The 18,673-nt window shown below is 51.0% G+C and carries 22 protein-coding genes and 3 tRNA genes; 13 read left to right on the forward strand and 12 right to left on the reverse strand.

Translation table 11 applies throughout. The annotated features are described in order from the left end of the window. The first annotated feature begins 252 nt into the window (after window positions 1-252). Together NVIE_RS07430 and NVIE_RS07435 are read left to right on the forward strand one after the other, a co-directional pair. On the forward strand, window positions 253-1,332 hold the full coding sequence (locus NVIE_RS07430) for a Rossmann-fold NAD(P)-binding domain-containing protein (protein ID WP_075054705.1): 1,080 nt from the start codon (window positions 253-255) through the stop codon (window positions 1,330-1,332). Continuing rightward, entirely contained in the window at window positions 1,301-1,825 is a 525-nt protein-coding gene (locus tag NVIE_RS07435) for a hypothetical protein (protein ID WP_144239561.1), read from the forward strand. The genes NVIE_RS07430 and NVIE_RS07435 overlap by 32 nt, the downstream gene beginning before the upstream one ends. Here the strand turns inward: NVIE_RS07435 and NVIE_RS15375 are convergent. From NVIE_RS15375 to NVIE_RS07445, 3 genes are read right to left on the reverse strand one after another with little or no spacing between them, the layout of a single operon-like run. Continuing rightward, window positions 1,818-1,964 (reverse strand): hypothetical protein, encoded by a 147-nt coding sequence (locus tag NVIE_RS15375; RefSeq protein WP_158435134.1) that lies wholly within the window; start codon window positions 1,962-1,964, stop codon window positions 1,818-1,820. The genes NVIE_RS07435 and NVIE_RS15375 overlap by 8 nt on opposite strands. A 35-nt stretch (window positions 1,965-1,999) precedes the next feature. Continuing rightward, window positions 2,000-2,947, reverse strand: coding sequence for a thiamine-phosphate kinase (thiL, locus tag NVIE_RS07440; protein WP_075054707.1), 948 nt, complete (start codon window positions 2,945-2,947; stop codon window positions 2,000-2,002). Beyond that, window positions 2,925-4,244: a phosphohexomutase domain-containing protein gene (locus tag NVIE_RS07445; protein WP_227717546.1), complete on the reverse strand. Its 1,320-nt coding sequence runs from the start codon at window positions 4,242-4,244 to the stop codon at window positions 2,925-2,927. The genes thiL and NVIE_RS07445 overlap by 23 nt, the downstream gene beginning before the upstream one ends. A 200-nt stretch (window positions 4,245-4,444) precedes the next feature. Here NVIE_RS07445 and NVIE_RS07450 point away from each other — a divergent pair, with 200 nt between their 5' ends. Both NVIE_RS07450 and NVIE_RS07455 read left to right on the forward strand, forming a co-directional pair. Further along, window positions 4,445-4,720: a P-II family nitrogen regulator gene (locus NVIE_RS07450; protein ID WP_227717286.1), complete on the forward strand. Its 276-nt coding sequence runs from the start codon at window positions 4,445-4,447 to the stop codon at window positions 4,718-4,720. Between the two features lie 349 nt (window positions 4,721-5,069). Further along, window positions 5,070-5,143, forward strand: a tRNA-Thr gene (locus NVIE_RS07455). A gap of 112 nt (window positions 5,144-5,255) precedes the next feature. On the opposite strand, the gene thsB is transcribed toward NVIE_RS07455, so the two are convergent. After that, window positions 5,256-6,911: a thermosome subunit beta gene (gene thsB / locus NVIE_RS07460; protein WP_075054709.1), complete on the reverse strand. Its 1,656-nt coding sequence runs from the start codon at window positions 6,909-6,911 to the stop codon at window positions 5,256-5,258. 123 nt (window positions 6,912-7,034) lie between these two features. Between thsB and NVIE_RS15380 the strand changes: the two genes are divergently transcribed. Continuing rightward, a complete protein-coding gene (locus tag NVIE_RS15380) occupies window positions 7,035-7,202 on the forward strand; it encodes a hypothetical protein (RefSeq protein WP_158435135.1) in 168 nt (55 codons plus the stop codon). Window positions 7,203-7,622: 420 nt separating this feature from the next. Beyond that, complete coding sequence (locus NVIE_RS07465) at window positions 7,623-8,171, forward strand: hypothetical protein (protein ID WP_144239562.1); 549 nt, start codon at window positions 7,623-7,625, stop codon at window positions 8,169-8,171. A 291-nt stretch (window positions 8,172-8,462) separates the two neighbouring features. On the opposite strand, the gene NVIE_RS07470 is transcribed toward NVIE_RS07465, so the two are convergent. Beyond that, entirely contained in the window at window positions 8,463-9,341 is an 879-nt protein-coding gene (locus NVIE_RS07470; protein WP_144239563.1) for a hypothetical protein, read from the reverse strand. Window positions 9,342-9,975: 634 nt separating this feature from the next. Beyond that, window positions 9,976-10,812, reverse strand: coding sequence for a polysaccharide deacetylase family protein (locus NVIE_RS07475; protein ID WP_075054712.1), 837 nt, complete (start codon window positions 10,810-10,812; stop codon window positions 9,976-9,978). A gap of 201 nt (window positions 10,813-11,013) precedes the next feature. On the opposite strand from NVIE_RS07475, the gene NVIE_RS07480 reads away from it, so the two are divergent. After that, on the forward strand, window positions 11,014-11,463 hold the full coding sequence (locus NVIE_RS07480; protein WP_227717287.1) for a hypothetical protein: 450 nt from the start codon (window positions 11,014-11,016) through the stop codon (window positions 11,461-11,463). Window positions 11,464-11,525: 62 nt separating this feature from the next. Then, window positions 11,526-11,729: a hypothetical protein gene (locus NVIE_RS07485; RefSeq protein WP_075054714.1), complete on the forward strand. Its 204-nt coding sequence runs from the start codon at window positions 11,526-11,528 to the stop codon at window positions 11,727-11,729. 24 nt (window positions 11,730-11,753) lie between these two features. On the opposite strand, the gene NVIE_RS07490 is transcribed toward NVIE_RS07485, so the two are convergent. Together NVIE_RS07490 and NVIE_RS07495 are read right to left on the reverse strand one after the other, a co-directional pair. After that, window positions 11,754-12,083 (reverse strand): hypothetical protein, encoded by a 330-nt coding sequence (locus NVIE_RS07490; protein ID WP_075054715.1) that lies wholly within the window; start codon window positions 12,081-12,083, stop codon window positions 11,754-11,756. Between the two features lie 159 nt (window positions 12,084-12,242). Beyond that, window positions 12,243-12,452: a hypothetical protein gene (locus NVIE_RS07495; RefSeq protein WP_075054716.1), complete on the reverse strand. Its 210-nt coding sequence runs from the start codon at window positions 12,450-12,452 to the stop codon at window positions 12,243-12,245. A gap of 102 nt (window positions 12,453-12,554) precedes the next feature. Between NVIE_RS07495 and NVIE_RS07500 the strand changes: the two genes are divergently transcribed. Beyond that, window positions 12,555-12,758, forward strand: coding sequence for a hypothetical protein (locus NVIE_RS07500; RefSeq protein ID WP_075054717.1), 204 nt, complete (start codon window positions 12,555-12,557; stop codon window positions 12,756-12,758). Here NVIE_RS07500 and NVIE_RS15385 read toward each other — a convergent pair. From NVIE_RS15385 to NVIE_RS07515, 4 genes are all read right to left on the reverse strand, one after another. After that, entirely contained in the window at window positions 12,755-12,925 is a 171-nt protein-coding gene (locus NVIE_RS15385; protein WP_158435136.1) for a hypothetical protein, read from the reverse strand. The two genes, NVIE_RS07500 and NVIE_RS15385, sit on opposite strands and share 4 nt — an antisense overlap. A 1-nt stretch (window position 12,926) precedes the next feature. Beyond that, window positions 12,927-13,136 (reverse strand): hypothetical protein, encoded by a 210-nt coding sequence (locus NVIE_RS07505; RefSeq protein ID WP_075054718.1) that lies wholly within the window; start codon window positions 13,134-13,136, stop codon window positions 12,927-12,929. 330 nt (window positions 13,137-13,466) lie between these two features. Further along, window positions 13,467-14,048, reverse strand: a complete 582-nt coding sequence (locus NVIE_RS07510) for a hypothetical protein (RefSeq protein ID WP_075054719.1) — start codon at window positions 14,046-14,048, stop codon at window positions 13,467-13,469. Between the two features lie 120 nt (window positions 14,049-14,168). Continuing rightward, window positions 14,169-14,242: transfer RNA gene (locus NVIE_RS07515), tRNA-Val, on the reverse strand. A 101-nt stretch (window positions 14,243-14,343) separates the two neighbouring features. Between NVIE_RS07515 and NVIE_RS07520 the strand changes: the two genes are divergently transcribed. The 4 genes from NVIE_RS07520 to NVIE_RS07535 all read left to right on the forward strand — a co-directional run bounded on the left by NVIE_RS07520 (window position 14,344) and on the right by NVIE_RS07535 (window position 18,673). Then, complete coding sequence (locus tag NVIE_RS07520) at window positions 14,344-15,363, forward strand: DNA-methyltransferase (protein ID WP_144239565.1); 1,020 nt, start codon at window positions 14,344-14,346, stop codon at window positions 15,361-15,363. A 38-nt stretch (window positions 15,364-15,401) separates the two neighbouring features. Further along, the gene (bluB, locus tag NVIE_RS07525; RefSeq protein WP_227717288.1) at window positions 15,402-16,142 is read left to right on the forward strand and encodes a 5,6-dimethylbenzimidazole synthase; all 741 of its coding nucleotides are present in this window, start codon (window positions 15,402-15,404) and stop codon (window positions 16,140-16,142) included. A 39-nt stretch (window positions 16,143-16,181) separates the two neighbouring features. Then, on the forward strand, window positions 16,182-18,566 hold the full coding sequence (locus tag NVIE_RS07530) for an HD domain-containing protein (protein WP_158435137.1): 2,385 nt from the start codon (window positions 16,182-16,184) through the stop codon (window positions 18,564-18,566). A 32-nt stretch (window positions 18,567-18,598) separates the two neighbouring features. Then, window positions 18,599-18,673: transfer RNA gene (locus NVIE_RS07535), tRNA-Arg, on the forward strand.

The raw sequence follows: 18,673 nt of genomic DNA on the forward strand, positions 1-18,673 counted from the left end.
GCCCATCGTTGCTATTTATTACAGGTTTATCCTGTTAACGGGATATAAATTACAGAAAAGGGAGGTGTCAACATCGGCAGTAGAGGAATTGCCCATATTATGCAATAAAATGAAAGAAACTTCGTTAAAAAACGATAAAGTTATGTTACTGAAAATGGATATTGAGAATACTTATTACCAATATCTTACTTTTATCAAGAAATCTCGATCAGAGCTTTTATTTTTCTCATTTAATATCAATAATTCGGAAAAATGCAAAAATATAGCAGGGGGGCAGGCAAAACGTCGAACGCAAAGAGTGCCGGCGGCATGCTGTGCCAGGTTGAAAAGCGCGAAACATCATCTGCTGCTGCCAGGAGGCAAAACTCCACGGCAGCAGCAAAAGCCGCAGCCGCGGGAAAAGGGTATCTTGACTTTTCACAGATATCTGCTTTGGAGGAAAAATCAAAAAAATTGCTCGCGCTTGCAGGAAATGATTTCGTTCAGGGCCTTGACGGTCTTTCAAAATTTCTAGCCGCCGTAGACCCCGCGCCATCTGCATTATTCCAGGCAATAGACCAGAAAGGCCAGGACTTTGCCACGTACTATTTTGCGGCATTTTCCGACACCAGAGACGTCAATGTTTCCCTCAGGATCTACAAGACCATCAGATCACTCGTGCGCTACATCGTGCTCATGGACAGGTATTATGAGATTGGAAACAGGAAATACAAGCGCATGGCGGCCGAACTGCTCAGGTCGGTCAAGGCAGACAGTGAAGGCTATTTGAAATACGCAATCCATTTTTCGTTCGCCCAGTGCTGGCCGTTCTGGGATTCTGAAAAACTGATGAAGGAAAGGATGCTTGAAGGCTGCGACTTTTCCTACAAGGAGATCCGGTACCACAACATGTTCAAGTCGTCTGACGCCCCCACCATCTACGGGCGCGTCCTTGACAGCGAGCTTGAAAACTATAACCCGAATGTTTCGCTGGTCCTGCACTACAACCAGGCGCTGCAGGACATCCAGGACGACCTTGACGACCTTGAGGAGGACCTGTACGATAGGATGCCCAACATCTTTATCCTTGGCGCGACCGAATCCATACCATTCTCGACGCTTGCCGCAAACCCTGATTCGATAAAGGAGGCGGTGGCAAAGAGCAAGAGCTTGGACAAGATCCTCGACCTTGTAAAGGAGTACGAGAATTCAGCCGCGGGCATTGCACTTCCATCCCAGTACGAATTCCTGAAGCACCTCACGCACTGCTATGCCGGGAAATTGTACGAATCGATCCGCGCCTGCAAGGAAAGAGTAGCGCTTGTCAAGGTTGCCAATCCGACAGTACATTAGCTACCTGGCAGACAACGCCAAGAAATACAAGACCTTCAACAAGCAGCTTGTTGTAGGCGAGCTTGCAGGGATCGCCGCAGGCCTTTTGGTTGCAGAGCTGGCAATAGCCATCGCCCTTGACGAGGCAGGCGTTTCGATAGCTTCATCTGCCGCGGATTACCTCGCCGCGCTGGCAGGCTTTTTGACCATATTCTATTTTGACAGCCGCGGGCAGTTCATACAACTTTCAAGGGGCAAGAGGGTGCAGAAGGTTTGCACCATGGCCCTCCGGCTGTGGCCCTCTGTTGCCGCGGCGGACATTGTTTTTATCCTTGTGAGGCCATACGTGCAGTACCTCCTCCTTGGCGCAAACATCGAGGCAGGCATCACCTCCATAATCGCACATTTCGTCGCTTTTGCGGCATTCAACCTGACCGCGATATTCTCAAGGAGCCTCATGGACTTTTGGCAGTCGACGAAAAAGAAGAAAAACAACAGCAGCCCGGCTAGCTAAAGTATTTCTCTACCAGCTTTTTCATTTTGTCCCGGTTCATATTCTCGCCTTGCATGATCTCAGGGTGTTTTTCGGTAAGGTGCCTTAGCGCAAACCTCACCTCGTCGCCGCAGAGCTTGCATTTTGCCTTGCCAAACACAGCCAGTCTCTCTTGGATCGACAGATAGATAAAAGCTAGCTAAAGTGAAGGTAGCCTCGGTTTTCAAGCAGCCGCCTGCCTGACGTGACCCGGCCCGTGCCTTTTTTCTTTACGCTACCGATGATGTGCAGGTCGCAGCCTGCCTTTTTTGCCGTCGCCCTTGCCCTTGGTAGCAGGGATTTTGGCATCGTCGCGACTATTTCGTACTCTTCCCCTCCGTGGAACACCAGCTCGTGCGCGTCAAGGCCGTTTGCGCGGGCAAATTCCTGTACGCCGTCTGCCCTTGCCGCGTCATAGTCGACTTTTATGTCGACGTTGCTCTGGACTGCGATTTCATGGAGCGAGGCTGCAAGGCCGTCGCTTGAATCAATCGACGACGAAAAATACCGCGCAAGCGTGATTCCAAACGCCTGCCTAGGCTTGGGCTCCAGCGCCGAGTCTACTGCCGCCGCCCTGAACGCGCCCTGCGCCCTTGCTCCCTTTAGCAAGACTGCAAGCCCAGACGCGGGATAGCCGAACTTGCCGGAAGCAACAACGACATCGCCGGGTTTTGCGCCGCCCCTTTTTGGCATCCTGTTGTCTGCCGCTGTCATGCCTATCATGCTGCAGTCAATGACAAGGTCTCTTGCGGCATTCGTGTCACCTCCCACGATCTTCACGCCAAACTCCCTTGACGCAATCTGGAACCCCCTTGCCAACTCCTCGACGTAGGTTCTGGTAATCTCTTCAGGAAGGCCGAGCGAGATCATCGCCGCCACCGGCCTTGCCCCCTTGGCCGCAAGGTCGCTTGCGCACGCCACTATGCTCTTTCTTGCGACCTGCCACGGGCTCATCTGCGGAGGCACGTCGGTGCTTGCAACAAGCATGTCGGCCTTGAAGACAAGGTTCCTGCCGACTTTTGCCACGTCGTCAAGGTCGGCTATGCCTAGTGCCTGCGAGAATATGCGGATTATTTCCTTCTCATCTAGCCGCTTCTTCTTCATAGACGCGCTGGACCTTCTTGCTCATCTTTTTGTACAGCGACTGCGCCTTTTCGGCACGCGACTCGACAGACACCCGGATGGCGTGTTCGGTGTTTGACGGGCGCACGAGCACCCACGAGTCATCGTCGATTATCCCCTTGACGCCGTCGCCTGTTATCATCTGCGAGCATTCTGCTTTTAGTGCGTCTGGCAATTTCTCAATGACCCTTGCATGCAGCGACGAATCCGCGGCTATCTTGGACCGTATTTGCATAAACTGCGACGCAAACGACAGACAATCCATCATTGCTTTTCTGTCAAGCGTGGCTATGGTTGCAGCCGCCAAGAGCCCGTCGCGGCACATGTTGAACTTGGGCATGATAAAGCCGGCGCTGCTTCCTTCTCCCCCGGCCTCGGCTCCCGTGTCAAGCATCTTGTTCACCACGTTTGCCTCGCCCACCTTGGAGTGCTCTACTGTTCCCCCGCGCTCTTTAACGTACTTGGCAATGGCTACGCTCGTGTCGATGCTTGTCACGAATTTTTTTGCGCCCAGCTCCACCGCGCGGGCGACGCACAGGAGCAGAGTTGCGTCCGGGTTCAGCTTCTCGCCCTTTTCGTTGACTACAACAAGCCTGTCGCCGTCAAGGTCAAGCGCAAAGCCGAGGTCCAGCTTGTTTGCAGTCACAAGCGTACGCAGGTCGGCAAGGTCGTCCGCGGTAGGGTCAGGGCCCCGTGAGGAGACACCCGGGATGCCGTTTATGCTCTGGAATTTCATGCCGAGTTTCTTGAACAGCCTTTCAGAATAGCCGCACGACGCCCCGCCGCCGGCATCGATTCCAACAACTTGCGCGCCGCCGGTGCTGCCGGCGGCAACAAGCGCGGCAACGTCGTCGACATAGCTTGCAGTTGCAGGATACTCCCTGCCTGCGCTCCGGCCTGCAGCAGAAGAAGAAGAACTTGACGCAAGCATCATCTGTTCCAGCTCTTTTTCAAACAGCCCGCGGCCTTCGATGATGAATTTCAGCCCGTTCCATTCAAGCGGGTTGTGCGATGCGGTGACGATGATCCCGGCGCCATATTTTCGCGCCTCCCTGAACGCGGCTGGCGTGGATGCGACTCCCAGGTTGTACACGTCGATGCCGGCTGCCATCAGGCTTGCCGAGACTATTTGCGAGAGGACAGGGCCGGAGGGCCTGGTGTCCCTTGCCACTATGCACTTGCCCGATTTTACAAGATTTGCAAAGCGCCCGGCAAACCGGGCGGCTTCGTGCAGGGTCAGGTCTTGGCCGTAGATTCCCCTTGCCCCGGAGATTGACACCTTCAATGCAGCACCGGGATTCGCTCGCAGATATTTAAGCTGGCGCGAGGATCAGGATGACGCGCACCTTTCTTGGCGCCATGTCATATCCTGCAACAATATGGCGGCACCAGCGAACTTACTTTGGCCGCTTCGTTATTTGGTATATAAATTGAAATTCTTTCTGAAGCCTTATCTGATCAAAGCCAGCGGATTTCTTCATGAAGGAACTGGATATTATCATACCCCATGAACATCTAAATGAAGTAAACAGCATCCTGCACAAGCACCAAGTCGGAGGCATGTATTTTACCCAGATCACTGGGCGGGGCCGCGCCAAGAAGGAGGAAATGGAGGTTCTGGTAGGACCTGATCGATACAAAACAGGAAAGAGATATGTTCCGGAATTTGGCGGCAGAACGATAGTCACGATAATAGTGCCAGACCAGATGGAAAAACCAATCGTTAACGATATCCTCTCCAAGATCAGTACCTGAGAAGCAAGCGACGGCAAGATTTTTGTAAAAACCATCACAGAGGCCTATGACATAGGAACAAAGACATCAGGAGACAAGGCGGCTCTCTAAAAAGAGAGATACGACAGGTTCTGAAGAGCAAGAACATCACTACAGATAGGCCTGATTCTGCCGATGTCGACTAATATCATTTTTTTATCCTTAGACAAGACATCAGCAGTTGGTTAAAAGTTGAAAGAATGACAACATATGCGCACACAAAAAACGAAAGACGGTTGTGAGCACGTTAAATTTTTCTCCGTTATAGGCACATATCATAGATGCAGGAGGAATGATTATAATAGCGATGCCAGAGTCATTGAGAACGAGCGCCCTAGTAGCTCAGCCTGGCAGAGCGAGGGTTTCGTAAACCCTAGGTCGTGGGTCCGAATCCCACCTAGGGCTTTGCTTCTTGTCTCGTCTCACGTATTCCAAGGTTGCAAAGGCGCGCAGCTTGCGCTTAATCTCGCTTCAAAGCTCTTTTACACCTGTCTTTTCCCCAAAATCCACTCGAGGGTTATGTCTGGAAATCGGGTGCGCCACTCCGTGTTGGCGTTCCACCCTCCTGCTTTGGGCTGGCAGCTGCTACAATGTCATCAACATGTAGTATCATGCATGCTGCTTCGGTAGCAGCATTGATGACCTGTTCCTTCACCTTCAACGGTTCATAGATGCCTTTTGCGGACATGTCTGCAATCTTTCCATTGACGATGTCTATTCCAAACCTCGGCTTTGCCGAACCCGCCTTTGCCCTGAGCTGGACTTGTGTATCCAGAGAGTCCATTCCAGCATTTTCTGCCAAGACCATAGCGACTCTTTCAACGCTATCTGCAAATTTCTCGGCTGCCAGCTGTGGTCTGCCCGAAAGCGAACCAGACCACTCTCTGAGTCTCTGCGACAAAAGCCCTTCAGGCGCGCCAGCCCCAACCAGAATATAGGGATACTCTAGAACATCCTTTACCACCATTATTGCATCGTGTACCGACCTTTCAGCTTCGTCTACCACCCTTTGCGATCCTCCCCTTACCAGGATTGAAACAGCCCGAGGATTCTTGCAACCTTCGATGAAAACCCATTTGTCAGACTCTATCTTTCGCTCTTCTACCAGTTTTGCATAGCCCAAATCATCTACGGCAAGTTCCTCGACATTTGCCAGCACTTTCCCTCCTGTCGATTTTGCCAGATTGTTCATATCACTCTCTTTTGCCCTTCTGACTGCAAGTATCCCTGCTTTGGCCAGATAGTGCTGCGCCATGTCATCTATTCCCTTCTGGCATACTACGACATTTGCTCCTGCAGAAGAGATCTTGTCCACCATAGATTTCAGCATGCTATTTTCTTCGTCGAGAAATTTCTGCATCTGCTCTGGTGATTCGATGCTTATTTTTGCATCAAATTCGGTCTTTTCTATCTCCAGAGGACAATTGAGCAGGGCTATGCGAGCATTTTCTATTCTCTTTGGCATTTCGCCGTGAACTACCTCTTTGTCCAGAATAATGCCTTTGACGAGTTTCGTGTCCCTTATCGAGCCTCCAGCTTTTTTCTCCACCTTGATGTTGTCGATGTCAACCTTCAGATTATCACTAATGCTGCCGCGTTCCTCAGCCTTTTCTGCCACATCCAATACCGCATCTACCACCAACTTTGAAAGGTGCCCTTCATCGAACGAGACCAGCTTTGAAGCCATTGCAGTCTGAGCAATTTTGACTAGAGAATCCTTGTCTTCGATATTGACCTTGTCGGCCACCTCTCTAAGAATTGCGACTGCCCTTTCTGCTGCCCTATCATAGCCTTCGATTATTACGGTGGGATGTACGTTTTTTGCTATTAGCTCTTCTGCATTTTCTAGCAGTGCCCCCGCAAGAACCACTGTCGAGGTTGTTCCATCTCCGACCTCGCTGTCAGTCGCCTTGCTGATCTCTACCATCATCTTTGCTGCCGGATGTTGAACATCTATTTCCTTCAAAATAGTCGCACCATCGTTTGTTATGGTGACGTCGCCAAGCGTATCGACGAGCATCTTGTCCATGCCACGCGGGCCTAGGCTTGTGCGCACAATTTCAGCTATCGTCTTGGCTGCGGTGATGTTGTTTCGCTGTGCCTGATAACCCTTAGTTTCACTCGTTCCTTCCTTCAAAAGGACAACAGGTATTGTATTCTGCTGTACTGACATAGTTTATTTCGCCTATGTTAGTGCAATACAATATTACATAGCCAATGATTTACGGGTTTTGGTATTTGAGCTAGCCTGTAATTATGAACATGATTTAATATTTGATACTCCTATATTGTAACCATGGAAGACGAGGTCTTCAAGTCAAGGGCAATTGAGAATGCGATAGGCATATTGCAGGAGAACAAAAAGAAACAGAATTCCAAAGAACTAGACTTTGTCATTGACATTCTGCAAGAAAGAAAACGGCAAGCAAAGTTAGAGAAAGAAGAGAAAATCGGCATGGCATAATATATTATGATACAAAGGAAGATTGGCGAGTATGAAACTTATCTATGCCAATCATGCGCTTCTGCCTATTTGCGATACTGTTCGTTAATCTTATCTTCTAGTTTGAAGTATCAATATGTACAATGAGCGATTCCTCACGTGTTCGCAAGTATAATTACTTCTGTGAAGAATGCGGAATGGCTTTCGACTCCTTTCAGGAATATCTTGAACATTACAGGCTTTACCATCCAAAATCAATAGGCACGGCAATAACATGACACAAGATGGCATTAAAAAGAAGAGCCTATCAAGTAACTATCCCGCTATTAATGACAACAAAATAGCATCCTAGGGGAGGGACTGGCTGAGGATAATAATTATTACCTTCTTTTTCATAATGGCGCCCTTATCCTTAATACTTTAGATGATGTTATATTGTCCGTGTCAACAGCGTTTGAGGATGGTAGACTCGGCCTAGTATTGAAAGGCTACGATTTAGTCCCAAATGCCGCCCTTGAAACAATGATTGCTGTTTATACACTCGAAGTGGCACAAACTATTCTTGATGAGCATCCTAAAATTGTGGATATATGGCTTGAAAAAATACACAAAGAGTACTTGGAAAAGATGAGGTCTTGTGAATTTGAACAGGACCCAGTCGCTTGCTTTAACGTTTCATTATACGAAGAGTTTGAAAAACACTTCAAAAGCTGGCAAGACGGTGGAATAATAGCAATACACCTCCCGCGGAACAGAACTATTAGGCTGAGCAAGAAACCCCTGTTTTCTGTCCAAATGGGCGGAAATCCGGGCGTTGATCGCCATGTATGTGAGAAATGTCTGGCCGTCTTTGCAGGGCTGGATGAACTTGAAAAGCACTATCAAGAAGAACATGCTGCCACAGCCCCGACTGAAAAAGCCAAAAGATATGCAATCAAAACGGAATCAGATATCGACGGATACTATGCTCAGAATCCCATGTGGTGGTAAAAGAGGTCGCTACCATCATTCCATCGGTCAATCTCTTTGGTTGCACCTGTGTTTTTGAGAGGCGTTTTCGTTGCTTGTACGTCTCCATAGGATTTGAAATATTCAACCGCGTTGCATAGCTACAAGATATAGTTTCTAACGTCCTAGTGATGGCGAAGTCTGAGCAGCAATTGAGTACGAGTTAACATTAAAAATCGTGTAACCAGCTGCTAAAAGGAAAGGATGGGAGGTCTGATGACTCGATGACTTGGTCATCCGGCCTGCCTTGATTCGACGTGCACTGCGATTCTCTCAGTATCCCGCTTCAAAGTCCTCGCTGAACGTCAGGTCTTCGCACTTGTAGAAGGCGTTCTTGTACTCATAGTACACAGAGCCCTGATAGTATTCTTCGCATTGGTACTCATTGCCATCCTCGTCAAAGTAGAACCGGCCTTCGTCGTCATACTCGTGATCCTTGAAGGGGTGGTCGAAGAAGATTAGCACCTTACCGTCGTGGTGATGTTCATAGTCAAAGTGCACGAAAAAGTCCGCGCCTACAAAGTCCTTGAAGTAATAGTGGTGTATGATTATCTTGACATTGTTGTAGTAGTTGAAGTCATGTTTGTATTTGAAGAACTTTTTGTGGTGGTTGCTGTAGTACTCCCCTTTACGACCATCTTCATCATCGCCTTGGTCTTCTCTGTCATGGTGTTTGTACTTGTAATATTTTGGGCCTTGGTCATCTTTGCTGTCATCATACAACTTTTTCTCGGACTTGTTGTTGTTATCGCTTCCATCTTCTTCGTTACCACCACTCTTGCCAAAGTCTCCGGGCTTGGATTTATCGGTGGGCGCGTTGTCATCGCTTCCGCCTTTATTATCGTCTAGTTCATTGTCAGATGCTTGATTTGTGGCATCATTTCCTCCGGAGTTGTTATCGTCGCTGGCCGCATTGTCGCTGCCTGTAGCCGTTGAATTTTCATTGCTTGCAGCAGGGTCAGAGGTTGCAGCAGGATTTTCATCACCACCGCCTTGTTCGCTTCCGACGTCCGCAGGAGGCGAGACAGATGTCGCGTTCCCGGAATCAGCTGCAAAGGTGTAAACTGGCAGGAATGTGTATGATGCGAGTCCGACACCAACTATCAATAATGAAAGTGTCAGTGTCATACTTGTCCTTGTTTTACTTGACATGATCGTGAGAACAGATTCTTTGCTTTAAAGCCTTGAGCAGAATCCATACATAAGTTAACTATAAAGTGCAATTCTATTATCCAAAACTGCTAATGCTTGCAGATTATATATTATTGTAGCTAGATTATTTAATCATAGTATTCTCCTGTAACCTCATCCTCAAATGTTTGCACATCAAGGAACTTGGTGCAGCTGTAGGTATTAGGGTTTGATGTGTTGTTAGAGGGGTAAAAAAGAAGAAAAATAGGGAGGCAAGTCCTGTTCACGGTCTTGCATTTTCTCCCATTTTTCGTTACTCCGATAGCTGCGCCGTTGGATAGCTTTTGCCAGATCACGGAGTCGGAGTAGGTGGGAATGGGCTTCCGCCCGGCGCCGTCTCGTTTCCGCCCGGAGTAGTCTACATCATTTTTTGTTTTCTGTTTTTCTTGACATCACGACACTGTCGCAGCCATGATTTTAAAGGCTTGAGCAGAAATGATAGGTAAAGACGCTATTCAGAACATTCATGATAAAATTCGCAGGCATTTACTTTTTAACACATTCTTTGTAAGTTAGTTTTCATCAAGTTTTCTATCAGTATCTTGCGGAAGTTTCTTGTCAAATTTCTTGGAATGGCGGCTGCCGTACTCTGCTCTTATTCTCGGTTCATTGTTTGCACTGCGCGTTCAAAAGTAGCAAGAGTTTTGCCTTCCTCTCGCAACTGCTGCATGAAGGCCTTAAATGTGTCAAGCCTTTCACGATCAGCCAGGTCGAGCATCTTGCCATTTTCGTCGTACGTGGCAAAGTCCTGGGGATGTATTGTCACCACAGCCCAGCCTCTTGCATCAATGTCCGCATCAACGGCACTTTTCATCTCTTCAATAGTGCGCCATTGGTGGCTTCTTCCATCTGAGCCTGTAAAGCCATAGGTAGTGCTTTGCGGCATATGCATTATCCCCAAGGTATCGTTGGCTGGGGCATAGGGATTGGCATCTGCTTTGCTTGCACTAATGATTTCAAGGCCGGAAAGCTTTATCGCAATGAGAGTATTTGTGTCAAAGCCGTTGTAGGGCGGCAGGAAGACCTTGGCGCTCCTTCCCATGACAGATTCCATCTTTGCCTGTGCCTTGCTGATTGTTTCTTGCTGTTGCGGCGCGCTCAAAGTTGCATAGTCAACATGATCCCATCCATGAATACCATATTCAAAGAGCGAACCGCCCTCCTTTACTTTGTTAACGATGACCGGATCGCTTCCAAAGTGATTCATGACCATTCCGACAGACAGCGATGCAGAGTCGTTAATGAAAATGTCAAGCAATGCGATTTGAGGTTTTTGCTTCCAATAATCCTGTATGTCATCCACCCGGATGATTACGCAGTTGCAATTTGCGGCATTTGCATTTACAGGAGAGTGTTGTGCATGAGAAGGCAGCATGGCAGGCCCAGTTGCTAATAGCAGCATTGCTGCCGCAGCGACTACTGCCATCATCATCAGAATTTTCCTGAAATTCTGCACAGACGGATATCTTTCTGATCCACGGCTCATCAAGTCATTACTCTGGGGCGTAGGTCCGAATCCCACCGGGCTTTCCCGCAAATTACTTCTTCTATTTGTAGAACTTGCAACCCCTGAAATTCCTCGACAATACAGGACTTTAAAATCTCTTTAATATCCTACCTCCAGTATGTTATTGTGAAGCCGTCGGTCACCTCAAGGCCGCTTGGGGTAACAATCATCGCCATTCTAAACATCATCGGCGGCATTATCATGCTCTTTGCAGGCATAGGCCTTGTGGCTGCAGGCTCGCTGCTTCCCACTCTGTCAACTGTTGATCCAAACACAGCCGGCCAGATGGCGCTGGCCGGGCTAGCTGGAGCTGCCGGAGTGTTCATCGGAGGGGTCTTGATAATTTTAGGGATCGTGTCATTCATCGTTGCATGGGGCCTGCTCAAGGGAAAAGGCTGGGCATGGACTGTTACAGTCATCCTGTCAATCATCAGCATAGTGACCGGCATCGTTTCTCTGGCAGGCGGGAACGCGGGGAGCATTGTCAACGTCATAATATCTGGAATAATCATATACTACCTGTACAGGCCGCATGTCAAGGCGTACTTTGGAAAAACACATGCAAGCCTGGTCTAGAGAAAATAAAACCAATCAAGGAATAGCAGCAGCGGTAGCGCCGCATATGTGATTTTGCAGACATGCAAAGGAAGAAGAGGATTATTAGGCTGGACGGAGCTAGAAGGGGCTGCGACGCAATGACAAAGACCACCTCTAACGAGGCAGACGAACTAGAGATCAACAAGCTCATATCCCTTGGCGTGGACGCAGAATTTGCTAGGACGCTTCCCAGAGCGGCCCGGCGGCAGATATTGAAAGGCGTCCTGGGCCTTCAGAAACCATGAAAGATATAGGGGAGTAAGAGTGCGTCAGGCTTCTGACACGCGCACGCGCGTTTCGATATCCTCGGGCAGGCCGGCCACCCTGTAGCGGGCGTATTCTTCATAGGTAGGCGGGGCTGGATGCTTGAACTCGATCTTTTGGCCTTCCGTGACATTAAAGTACAGAACGTGCCCGTCATACCTTTCTGCCAGATACTTTGGAATATAGAATTTTTCCAGATCCACATGCCCCTTTTGGGTCAGAATATAGTGCTTCCCGATTTCCTGGACTTCGCCAAGATCTACATCTTTGGTTACGCCCCTAGCTTCCTTGCCTTTAAGCTCATTCCAGTCGACAAAGTTGGTTATGTCGGTCATGGGTACACTCCGTCCTTATCATATTAATGAGATACGCAAGGACCAGAGAGAAAGAGAACGCTACAAAAATCACGAATAGAGAAGAATCACGGTCGGGTTGCTTTCTGCAATCAAGACCAGGATTTTGCCGGAAATCGCGTTCTTGCAGCCAAAAACAGGTCAGGACACTTTTTGGCTCAGCTTGTAGCGCCGGACTATCTCCTTGTCGATCTCTTCGTGCTTTATCTCCTCTCCCCTTCTACCCGGCGTCCTCATTCCCTGTAGATTCACCTTTTTCCTTTCGTCTTCCAGCTCGACCTGTTTTTTCTTCCGCAGCTCCTGGGCATAGTTTTCCCGGAATACCTGTTCCGCATCGCTGTCTATTGCCATATCCTGCTACTACCCACCGCCACTACGGTTGCAGCCAAGGACTGATTAGGGTTTCTATTTTCTGTGCGCAGCAGGATAGTTTGATAAGCGGGAGCTGCTGCAATGAACATTGTGGCCAAGCTTATTGTCGAGTCGTACCAGAACTCGACCGTGAACACGATACTGGAAGACATTGGCAAAAAGTACAAGATAGATACAAAGCGCGATTGCCTACAGGTAGACAGCCCTGTCGAAGAGATCAAGTTCAAGTACAGGACGTACGCCGAATGCGTCAGGATGCTCTACAAAAAGGCAGGAGTGGCCTAGGTCCTGACTTTCATCAGGGTGATGTGGCCTATGGTACAGCCATTACTCCCCTCAATGTGGGAATGCCTAAGATCCTTTGCTTCCTGCTCTGGAAGCTTTTCAGCCGAGATATAGCCGCATTTTTTGCAGACCACGATGTAGCTCCATCTTACCATGGCAGCGCTCATCTCACTCCAAGGGCGCAAACGTCTGGCTGCGACTGCTGCTTTTCTGCGCGGCCTGTGATTCTGTCATTTGCTGAACGGAATACGTGATCCCGTGGTCTATCTTCAGGTGGCTCAGAAACGCCACGCCGTTGTTTACCGTATCCTTGACTATGAGTGCGCGGCCGCAGATGCTGCATTTTATGATATGTTCGTCATATGCTGCTGTCGCCAAGACTGGTGATGATAGGTAAAGCCCCCTAATAAGGCAGATTGCAAGCAAGTCATGTTGTCATCAGGCATGCTTCAGCGACGGAAGAGTTCCCACAAGTATATGCGATGCCAGCCCCACTTGAGAACCTTCACGGTGCTTTGGCTTATGATGCGAAGATGGGAGGATTCTCTAGCTGCACCGGTAGCTTTCCCATGTACGTCAGATTATAGTACCCGCCTTTTGCCCGCATTGCACTGTCAAAGACTAGCCCCAAGTCGCGCCATGCCGCGTCAAGGCAATGGTAGTCGACGGCAGCATCAATGGGCTCGTATGTCGAGTTCTCTTTAAGGTCTACTTGCGAGTAACGGTTGCCCGGGTGGAGGGCGTGTAGCTTGAGACGCCGCCCTTTATGAAATCCACAAGCTCGTCAAATGAGCCAAACAGCTGCGAGTCCAGTTTCTCCGGAACCTCGGGCCTCACTTTGGCCGAGAACATGTTCCTGCCGTCAAGGTAGCTTGCAGTAATGTCGACAGAGTCTGGCGTGTGGGCTATGCCGGTGCGGATTACCGGCATGGCCCCTGAAAACACGGCAGGGCCAAGGCGGCTGACGATAGCAAGATCCGTGCTCCTGCCAGGGATGTAGACGGACGGCTCGGGCCTTTCCCCCGACGTGTCTATTACGCTGCAGCGGTATGCGCAGGAAGTTGTGTTGAAGCCCAGAAGGGACGGCAGCGGCTTGAGCGTGACATGCTCTAGCTTTAATATGCAGAACGAAACTACGCCCCAGCCGTTTACGACGCGCGGTTTTAGCCAGTCGACAGGGATGCGGCTTGCAACAATGTCAGGCGCCACTCTAAAGTTAAAGAGGTATCTCTCTACAAGGCGCGAGGAAACGGAAGCGCCGAACACTGATCGTTTTGCCTTTTCTGCCATCTGGTTATATCTACGCAAGCCAGCCTTATTAATATGTGGTTGGCCGTCCAACCAGGATGCACATGTACAAACCAGATTGTCTCAACACAAAGAAACGCATTTCCAAAGAGAAGAGAAAAGTGGGCGAGGCGTGATTTGAACACGCGACCACCTCGATGTCAACGAGGTATCATACCGAGCTAGACCACCCGCCCGTACGCCAACTACCTTTTCCGCCCAAATATATTGTTACACATTTTGTTGCGTTGCTTGCAGGAAAGGTTAAGAATCTCGGCACGCGCTGTTAAAACGAAATTTGGCCGGCGATCCTTTCAGGGTGCTGCAGGGCGACGCTAGGGACATTGCAAAGAGCATGGAGCCCGGGACATTTCGCGCGATAATAACGTCCCCGCCGTACTTTTGCCACCGGCACTACGGCTCCGACACGGGCGAGATAGGGCAGGAGCGCGACGTTGAAAAATATCTCGATGCGCTTGAAGGCATTTTTGTCGCATGCAAGAGGCTGCTTGCAGAGGACGGGAGCCTGTGGATAGTGATAGGCGACACGCGCCGGCGCAAGGAAAAGCTCCGGGTGCCCCACAGGCTTGCAGAAAGGCTGACAAGGGCAGGCTACAGGTTTCGCGAGGACATCATCTGGTACAAAAAGAACAACATAAGCTCCAGCTCGCGTGACAACTTTTCACAAGCGTATGAATATGTCCTGTTCTTTTCCAAAAACGCGCGCTCGTACGCGGACCTCGACGCGGTGAGGGTGCAGGGCAACGAGGCAGTGGAGGGCAGGAACAGGGTCCCGCCAGAGGAGATGCTGCAGTTTGCGCCGGAAAACCCCGACCGGAAGGAGATGGAGCGAATTGCAGGGATAATCCACGGCGCGACTGCAAAAACGCCGATTTCAGAGCTGCCGAGCACTTCAGAGATAGCGCGCGCCTACGGCTATGACCCGGAAAAGTTCTGTCCGACGTGCTACCGCAAGTTCAAGAGGCACGCGACCCGGCGCAGGATAGGCGACCACAGGCACTATCCCATATTTGCGGTGTGCAACCCAAACGGCAAGAACCCTTCAAACGTGTGGGAGATAGCTACAAGGGCGCACTATGGAAACGAGCACTTTGCGATATTTCCCGAAGAGCTTGTGGAAAAGATTATCCTCTTTGCCACCAAAAAGGGCGACTCTGTCCTTGACCCTTTCTGCGGCAGGGGAACCACGGGCATTGTCGCGGTGTCGCTTGGGCGCAGGTTTGTCGGCATCGACCTCTACAGCGAAAACGTCGACAGGGCAGTCAGGAACATTTTGCGGGCGCAGCAGCAAATCTAATAACCACCGGTGCCGCGCCAAAGCACTGACACATACACTTGGCTGAAGGAGAAGTGGCAGATTACGCGCTTTCAGGCCCGGAGAAAGAGGGCCTGTACAAGGCGATATTTTCAAGGAGGGACGTCAGGTCGCACTTTGCGCAAAAGAAGGACATCCCCGACGACGCGCTCTTGCGCATACTGAACGCCGCGCACCACGCGCCGTCCGTCGGCTTTTCGCAACCGTGGAACTTTATACTGATAAAGGACGCAGGGACGCGCAAGAAGGTAAAAGAGTCGTTTGAGCGGGAGCGGGAGCGCTCGATAAAGATGCTTGAAAGCGACAAGGAAAAGCAAGAGAGGTACTCCAGGCTAAAGCTTGAAGGCATAATGGAGTCGGCGCTCAACGTCTGCGTCACGTATGACCCGACACGCTTTGGGCCGTTCGTGCTTGGCAGGACTTCAATAGAGGACACGGGCGTTTACAGCGTCTGCTGCGCGATTCAGAACCTGTGGCTTGCGGCAAGGGCAGAGGGCGTCGGCGTCGGCTGGGTCAGCATACTCTCAAACGAGGACCTTGAGCGCATACTTGCAATACCTGCGCACGTCAAGCCGGTCGCCTACCTGTGTCTCGGCTATGTGGAGGAGTTTGCGCCAAAGCCGGATCTAGAGCGCGCAGGCTGGCTTCCCAGGATGGATCTTGCAAAAGTGGTGTGCTATGAAAAGTGGGGCGCTTACGAGTCGGAAAAATGGTCTGGCCTGTGCGGCGCGATGGACAGACTTTCTCGAAATAATATATAGATGGACAGACCGCGATTGAAAATATACCGGCAGGCAGGCATGTTGGGTTCAAAACCGGGAGATAGTAGTAGTGTTTCTTGCGGCCGCGTGTACGGCTGGCATAACGGAGGCTTGCCGTTCAGCCTCCACTATCACGATGCTGCGCGCTGGCTTTTTGTCCTGCTTCTTTTCTCCGGCCTGCTTTCGACCGGCTGGTTTGGCATACCGCTCATCCCCAGGTACTTTATCGGAACTGTCGACATTGTTTCAGGCATTTTTGCCCTGTTCAGCGCGCTTGGCACCATCTGGGGCATCATGGCCTACAGAGAGTTTACGAAATCGGCAGGAGCAGTCATTGACGCAAGGCTTGCCGCGCGCCGGCTCGACCCGACCATAGGCGACTATGAGTACAAGTCGTACAACCCCATGACAAGGGAGTACGAGGACGGCTTTGTGCCGTCCGGCCCTGTGGATTTCTGGGATAAGGAGACGACGGTCCCGGCATGGATGGACAAGGGTAAGTACTGGCACATACTGCTGTCGCTGCAGAGCCCCGGCCGGGAAATACGTCTGCAGGTGGTGCGCGACAGGGACCTGCCGTTTGGAAGCGGGATGCGAAACGTGGCAGTCACCTCAAGGGACCAGAGCGAGGAGGGCAGGATAATGAACCGCTACATAGTAAAGATACCGCAGTGGCTCGTCATGAACACCGAGCGCGGGCGCTTCTCCGGACACGAGGCAGAAGGCCCCGAGCTGAGCGCGCTCATTGCCGACGTCAACAGAAAGATTGTGGCGGCCACAAACGAGGTCGCGGGGTGGGAGCGCCTGCGCGTGCGCTACCCGTGGCGCTTTATGACGTTTGTGATATACCTGAACAAGAGCCTGCCCCTGCGCATCGTCTACAGGCAGGTCATACGCAACTTTCCAGGCGCAAAGGAGCGCAAGATCTACGAGACAAACGCCAACCTTGCGAATGTGGGTGACGACGAGCTCGTGGTGTCGATAATGGAGCTTGCGCAAAAGAAAAAAAAGATCCCACCTGCAAGGATGGCGCAGATCCAGACGCTCGTGCGCTTTTTGAAAAACGCGTACACCCGGCAGGGCCTGGGCGAGGGTGCAAGTGAGTACCACAATTTCCACCACTCGCTTGAAGTGGCGTACGTCGCCATGCAGCTGCTCCCCGACTATTTCCGCGGCTACGAGTTTGGCCCGAAGGACTATGAGCTTTTGCTGGTGGCTGGCCTCCTGCACGACTATGACCCTGCGCAGGAGCTTGGCTCAAATTCGGGCAAGCCAAAGGGCCCAAGCGCGGCAAGGACCGTCCAGGAAGTGCAAAGGACGAGGATCCACGACGCGTACTTTACCATGACAAACGCCGAGTTTGAGGAATATTTCAGGCAGTACAGGTCGTCACCATCATCGTCGCTCCAGCCGCCGGAGGATTACGCCACCACGCACCCGGAGAGGGTCAAGTCAGACTGGACGCCCACGGAGAGCCTCATAATCGAGACGCTCATCTGGAGGACAGACTTTCCGTTCTTCAAGCAAAAGCTCGCACAGGAAAAGTATTCCGCCCTGCTGTCGCAGCTGAAGGACAACGGCAAGGTGAACCTGCTTGCAGAGGTGCTCTGGCTTGCGGACCTTTCCGTGACGTACATGGTCTCCGACCCCGTCAGGGCGTGGGACAGGGTGAACAACCTCTATGACGAATTGTTTTTGCCAAAGCTGGAGGCGGTGTCAAGGACCGACGCGTTCTTTGCAGACTTTGCAGACCTGCCTCTCTACAGGGAGCTTCTCGCCCAGCGCGGGTTTCCAGATGTTTTCCGCCGGCGGTGGAACCTGATATACCAGTTCTTCCACGAGGGCAACCCGTCCACCCCGCTCAACCGCACCATAGAGATGGCACGCAAGATTTACTTCAAGGTAAACGTGGAACTTGGCATGAGGCGGGGCGAGATGCTGCAGGAAATAGCGTCGGAAAACTGGTCAGAGTATTTCATCGGCATAGGAAAGGACCAGAGCGAGGTCCTGAAGGCCAAGTCGAGGCTTGCCGAGCTTGACCCGCAGAACGCGTCGGCGTTCTGGGGCGACGTGCAAAAGCTCCTGCCTTCCATACCCGACGGCGCCATAGACAACTTTTTGATAGTCATGCCAGGCCGCGTCGAGACGCTTGCCACGCAGGAGGAAAAGTCCAGGATAGAGACGAGGCTCTCTGTGCTTGTCAAAAAGCTCGCCCAGGGCGGCGCAGTCAAGATCCTGACCGACATCGACGGGAACAGCCCGCAGTTTTTGGAATTGATGTCGGCGGCAGGCAGGGCGGGGCTTGCCCCTTCTGATGAGGGCAAGCAGTATTTCCCGGCCGGCTGGACCGATCCTGACTTTGCAGAAAGCCCCAGGGTAATCACGCTTGCGCCAAGGCCAGCAGAGATAGCGACGAAGGCTTAAAATTAACGCGACCTTGGTGAACATTCAAGCGGGGGCTCGTAGCTCAGCATGGACAGAGCGAACGCCTCCTAAGCGTTAGGTCGTGGGTTCGAATCCCACCGGGCCCG

The sequence above is a fragment of the Nitrososphaera viennensis EN76 genome, from assembly GCF_000698785.1.
Classification (GTDB): domain Archaea; phylum Thermoproteota; class Nitrososphaeria; order Nitrososphaerales; family Nitrososphaeraceae; genus Nitrososphaera; species Nitrososphaera viennensis.

What these genes read in the sequence shown, in the direction of transcription:
- NVIE_RS07510 (WP_075054719.1), bottom strand. Translation starts at nt 14,048, where the DNA reads ATGGCAGAAAAGGCAAAACGATCAGTGTTCGGCGCTTCCGTTTCCTCG.
- thsB (WP_075054709.1), bottom strand. Translation starts at nt 6,911, where the DNA reads ATGTCAGTACAGCAGAATACAATACCTGTTGTCCTTTTGAAGGAAGGA.
- NVIE_RS07490 (WP_075054715.1), bottom strand. Translation starts at nt 12,083, where the DNA reads ATGACCGACATAACCAACTTTGTCGACTGGAATGAGCTTAAAGGCAAG.
- NVIE_RS15380 (WP_158435135.1), top strand. Translation starts at nt 7,035, where the DNA reads ATGGAAGACGAGGTCTTCAAGTCAAGGGCAATTGAGAATGCGATAGGC.
- NVIE_RS07530 (WP_158435137.1), top strand. Translation starts at nt 16,182, where the DNA reads ATGTTGGGTTCAAAACCGGGAGATAGTAGTAGTGTTTCTTGCGGCCGC.
- NVIE_RS07450 (WP_227717286.1), top strand. Translation starts at nt 4,445, where the DNA reads ATGAAGGAACTGGATATTATCATACCCCATGAACATCTAAATGAAGTA.
- NVIE_RS07500 (WP_075054717.1), top strand. Translation starts at nt 12,555, where the DNA reads ATGAACATTGTGGCCAAGCTTATTGTCGAGTCGTACCAGAACTCGACC.
- NVIE_RS07495 (WP_075054716.1), bottom strand. Translation starts at nt 12,452, where the DNA reads ATGGCAATAGACAGCGATGCGGAACAGGTATTCCGGGAAAACTATGCC.
- NVIE_RS07475 (WP_075054712.1), bottom strand. Translation starts at nt 10,812, where the DNA reads ATGATGATGGCAGTAGTCGCTGCGGCAGCAATGCTGCTATTAGCAACT.
- NVIE_RS15385 (WP_158435136.1), bottom strand. Translation starts at nt 12,925, where the DNA reads ATGAGCGCTGCCATGGTAAGATGGAGCTACATCGTGGTCTGCAAAAAA.
- NVIE_RS07430 (WP_075054705.1), top strand. Translation starts at nt 253, where the DNA reads ATGCAAAAATATAGCAGGGGGGCAGGCAAAACGTCGAACGCAAAGAGT.
- NVIE_RS07485 (WP_075054714.1), top strand. Translation starts at nt 11,526, where the DNA reads ATGCAAAGGAAGAAGAGGATTATTAGGCTGGACGGAGCTAGAAGGGGC.
- thiL (WP_075054707.1), bottom strand. Translation starts at nt 2,947, where the DNA reads ATGAAGAAGAAGCGGCTAGATGAGAAGGAAATAATCCGCATATTCTCG.
- NVIE_RS07470 (WP_144239563.1), bottom strand. Translation starts at nt 9,341, where the DNA reads ATGTCAAGTAAAACAAGGACAAGTATGACACTGACACTTTCATTATTG.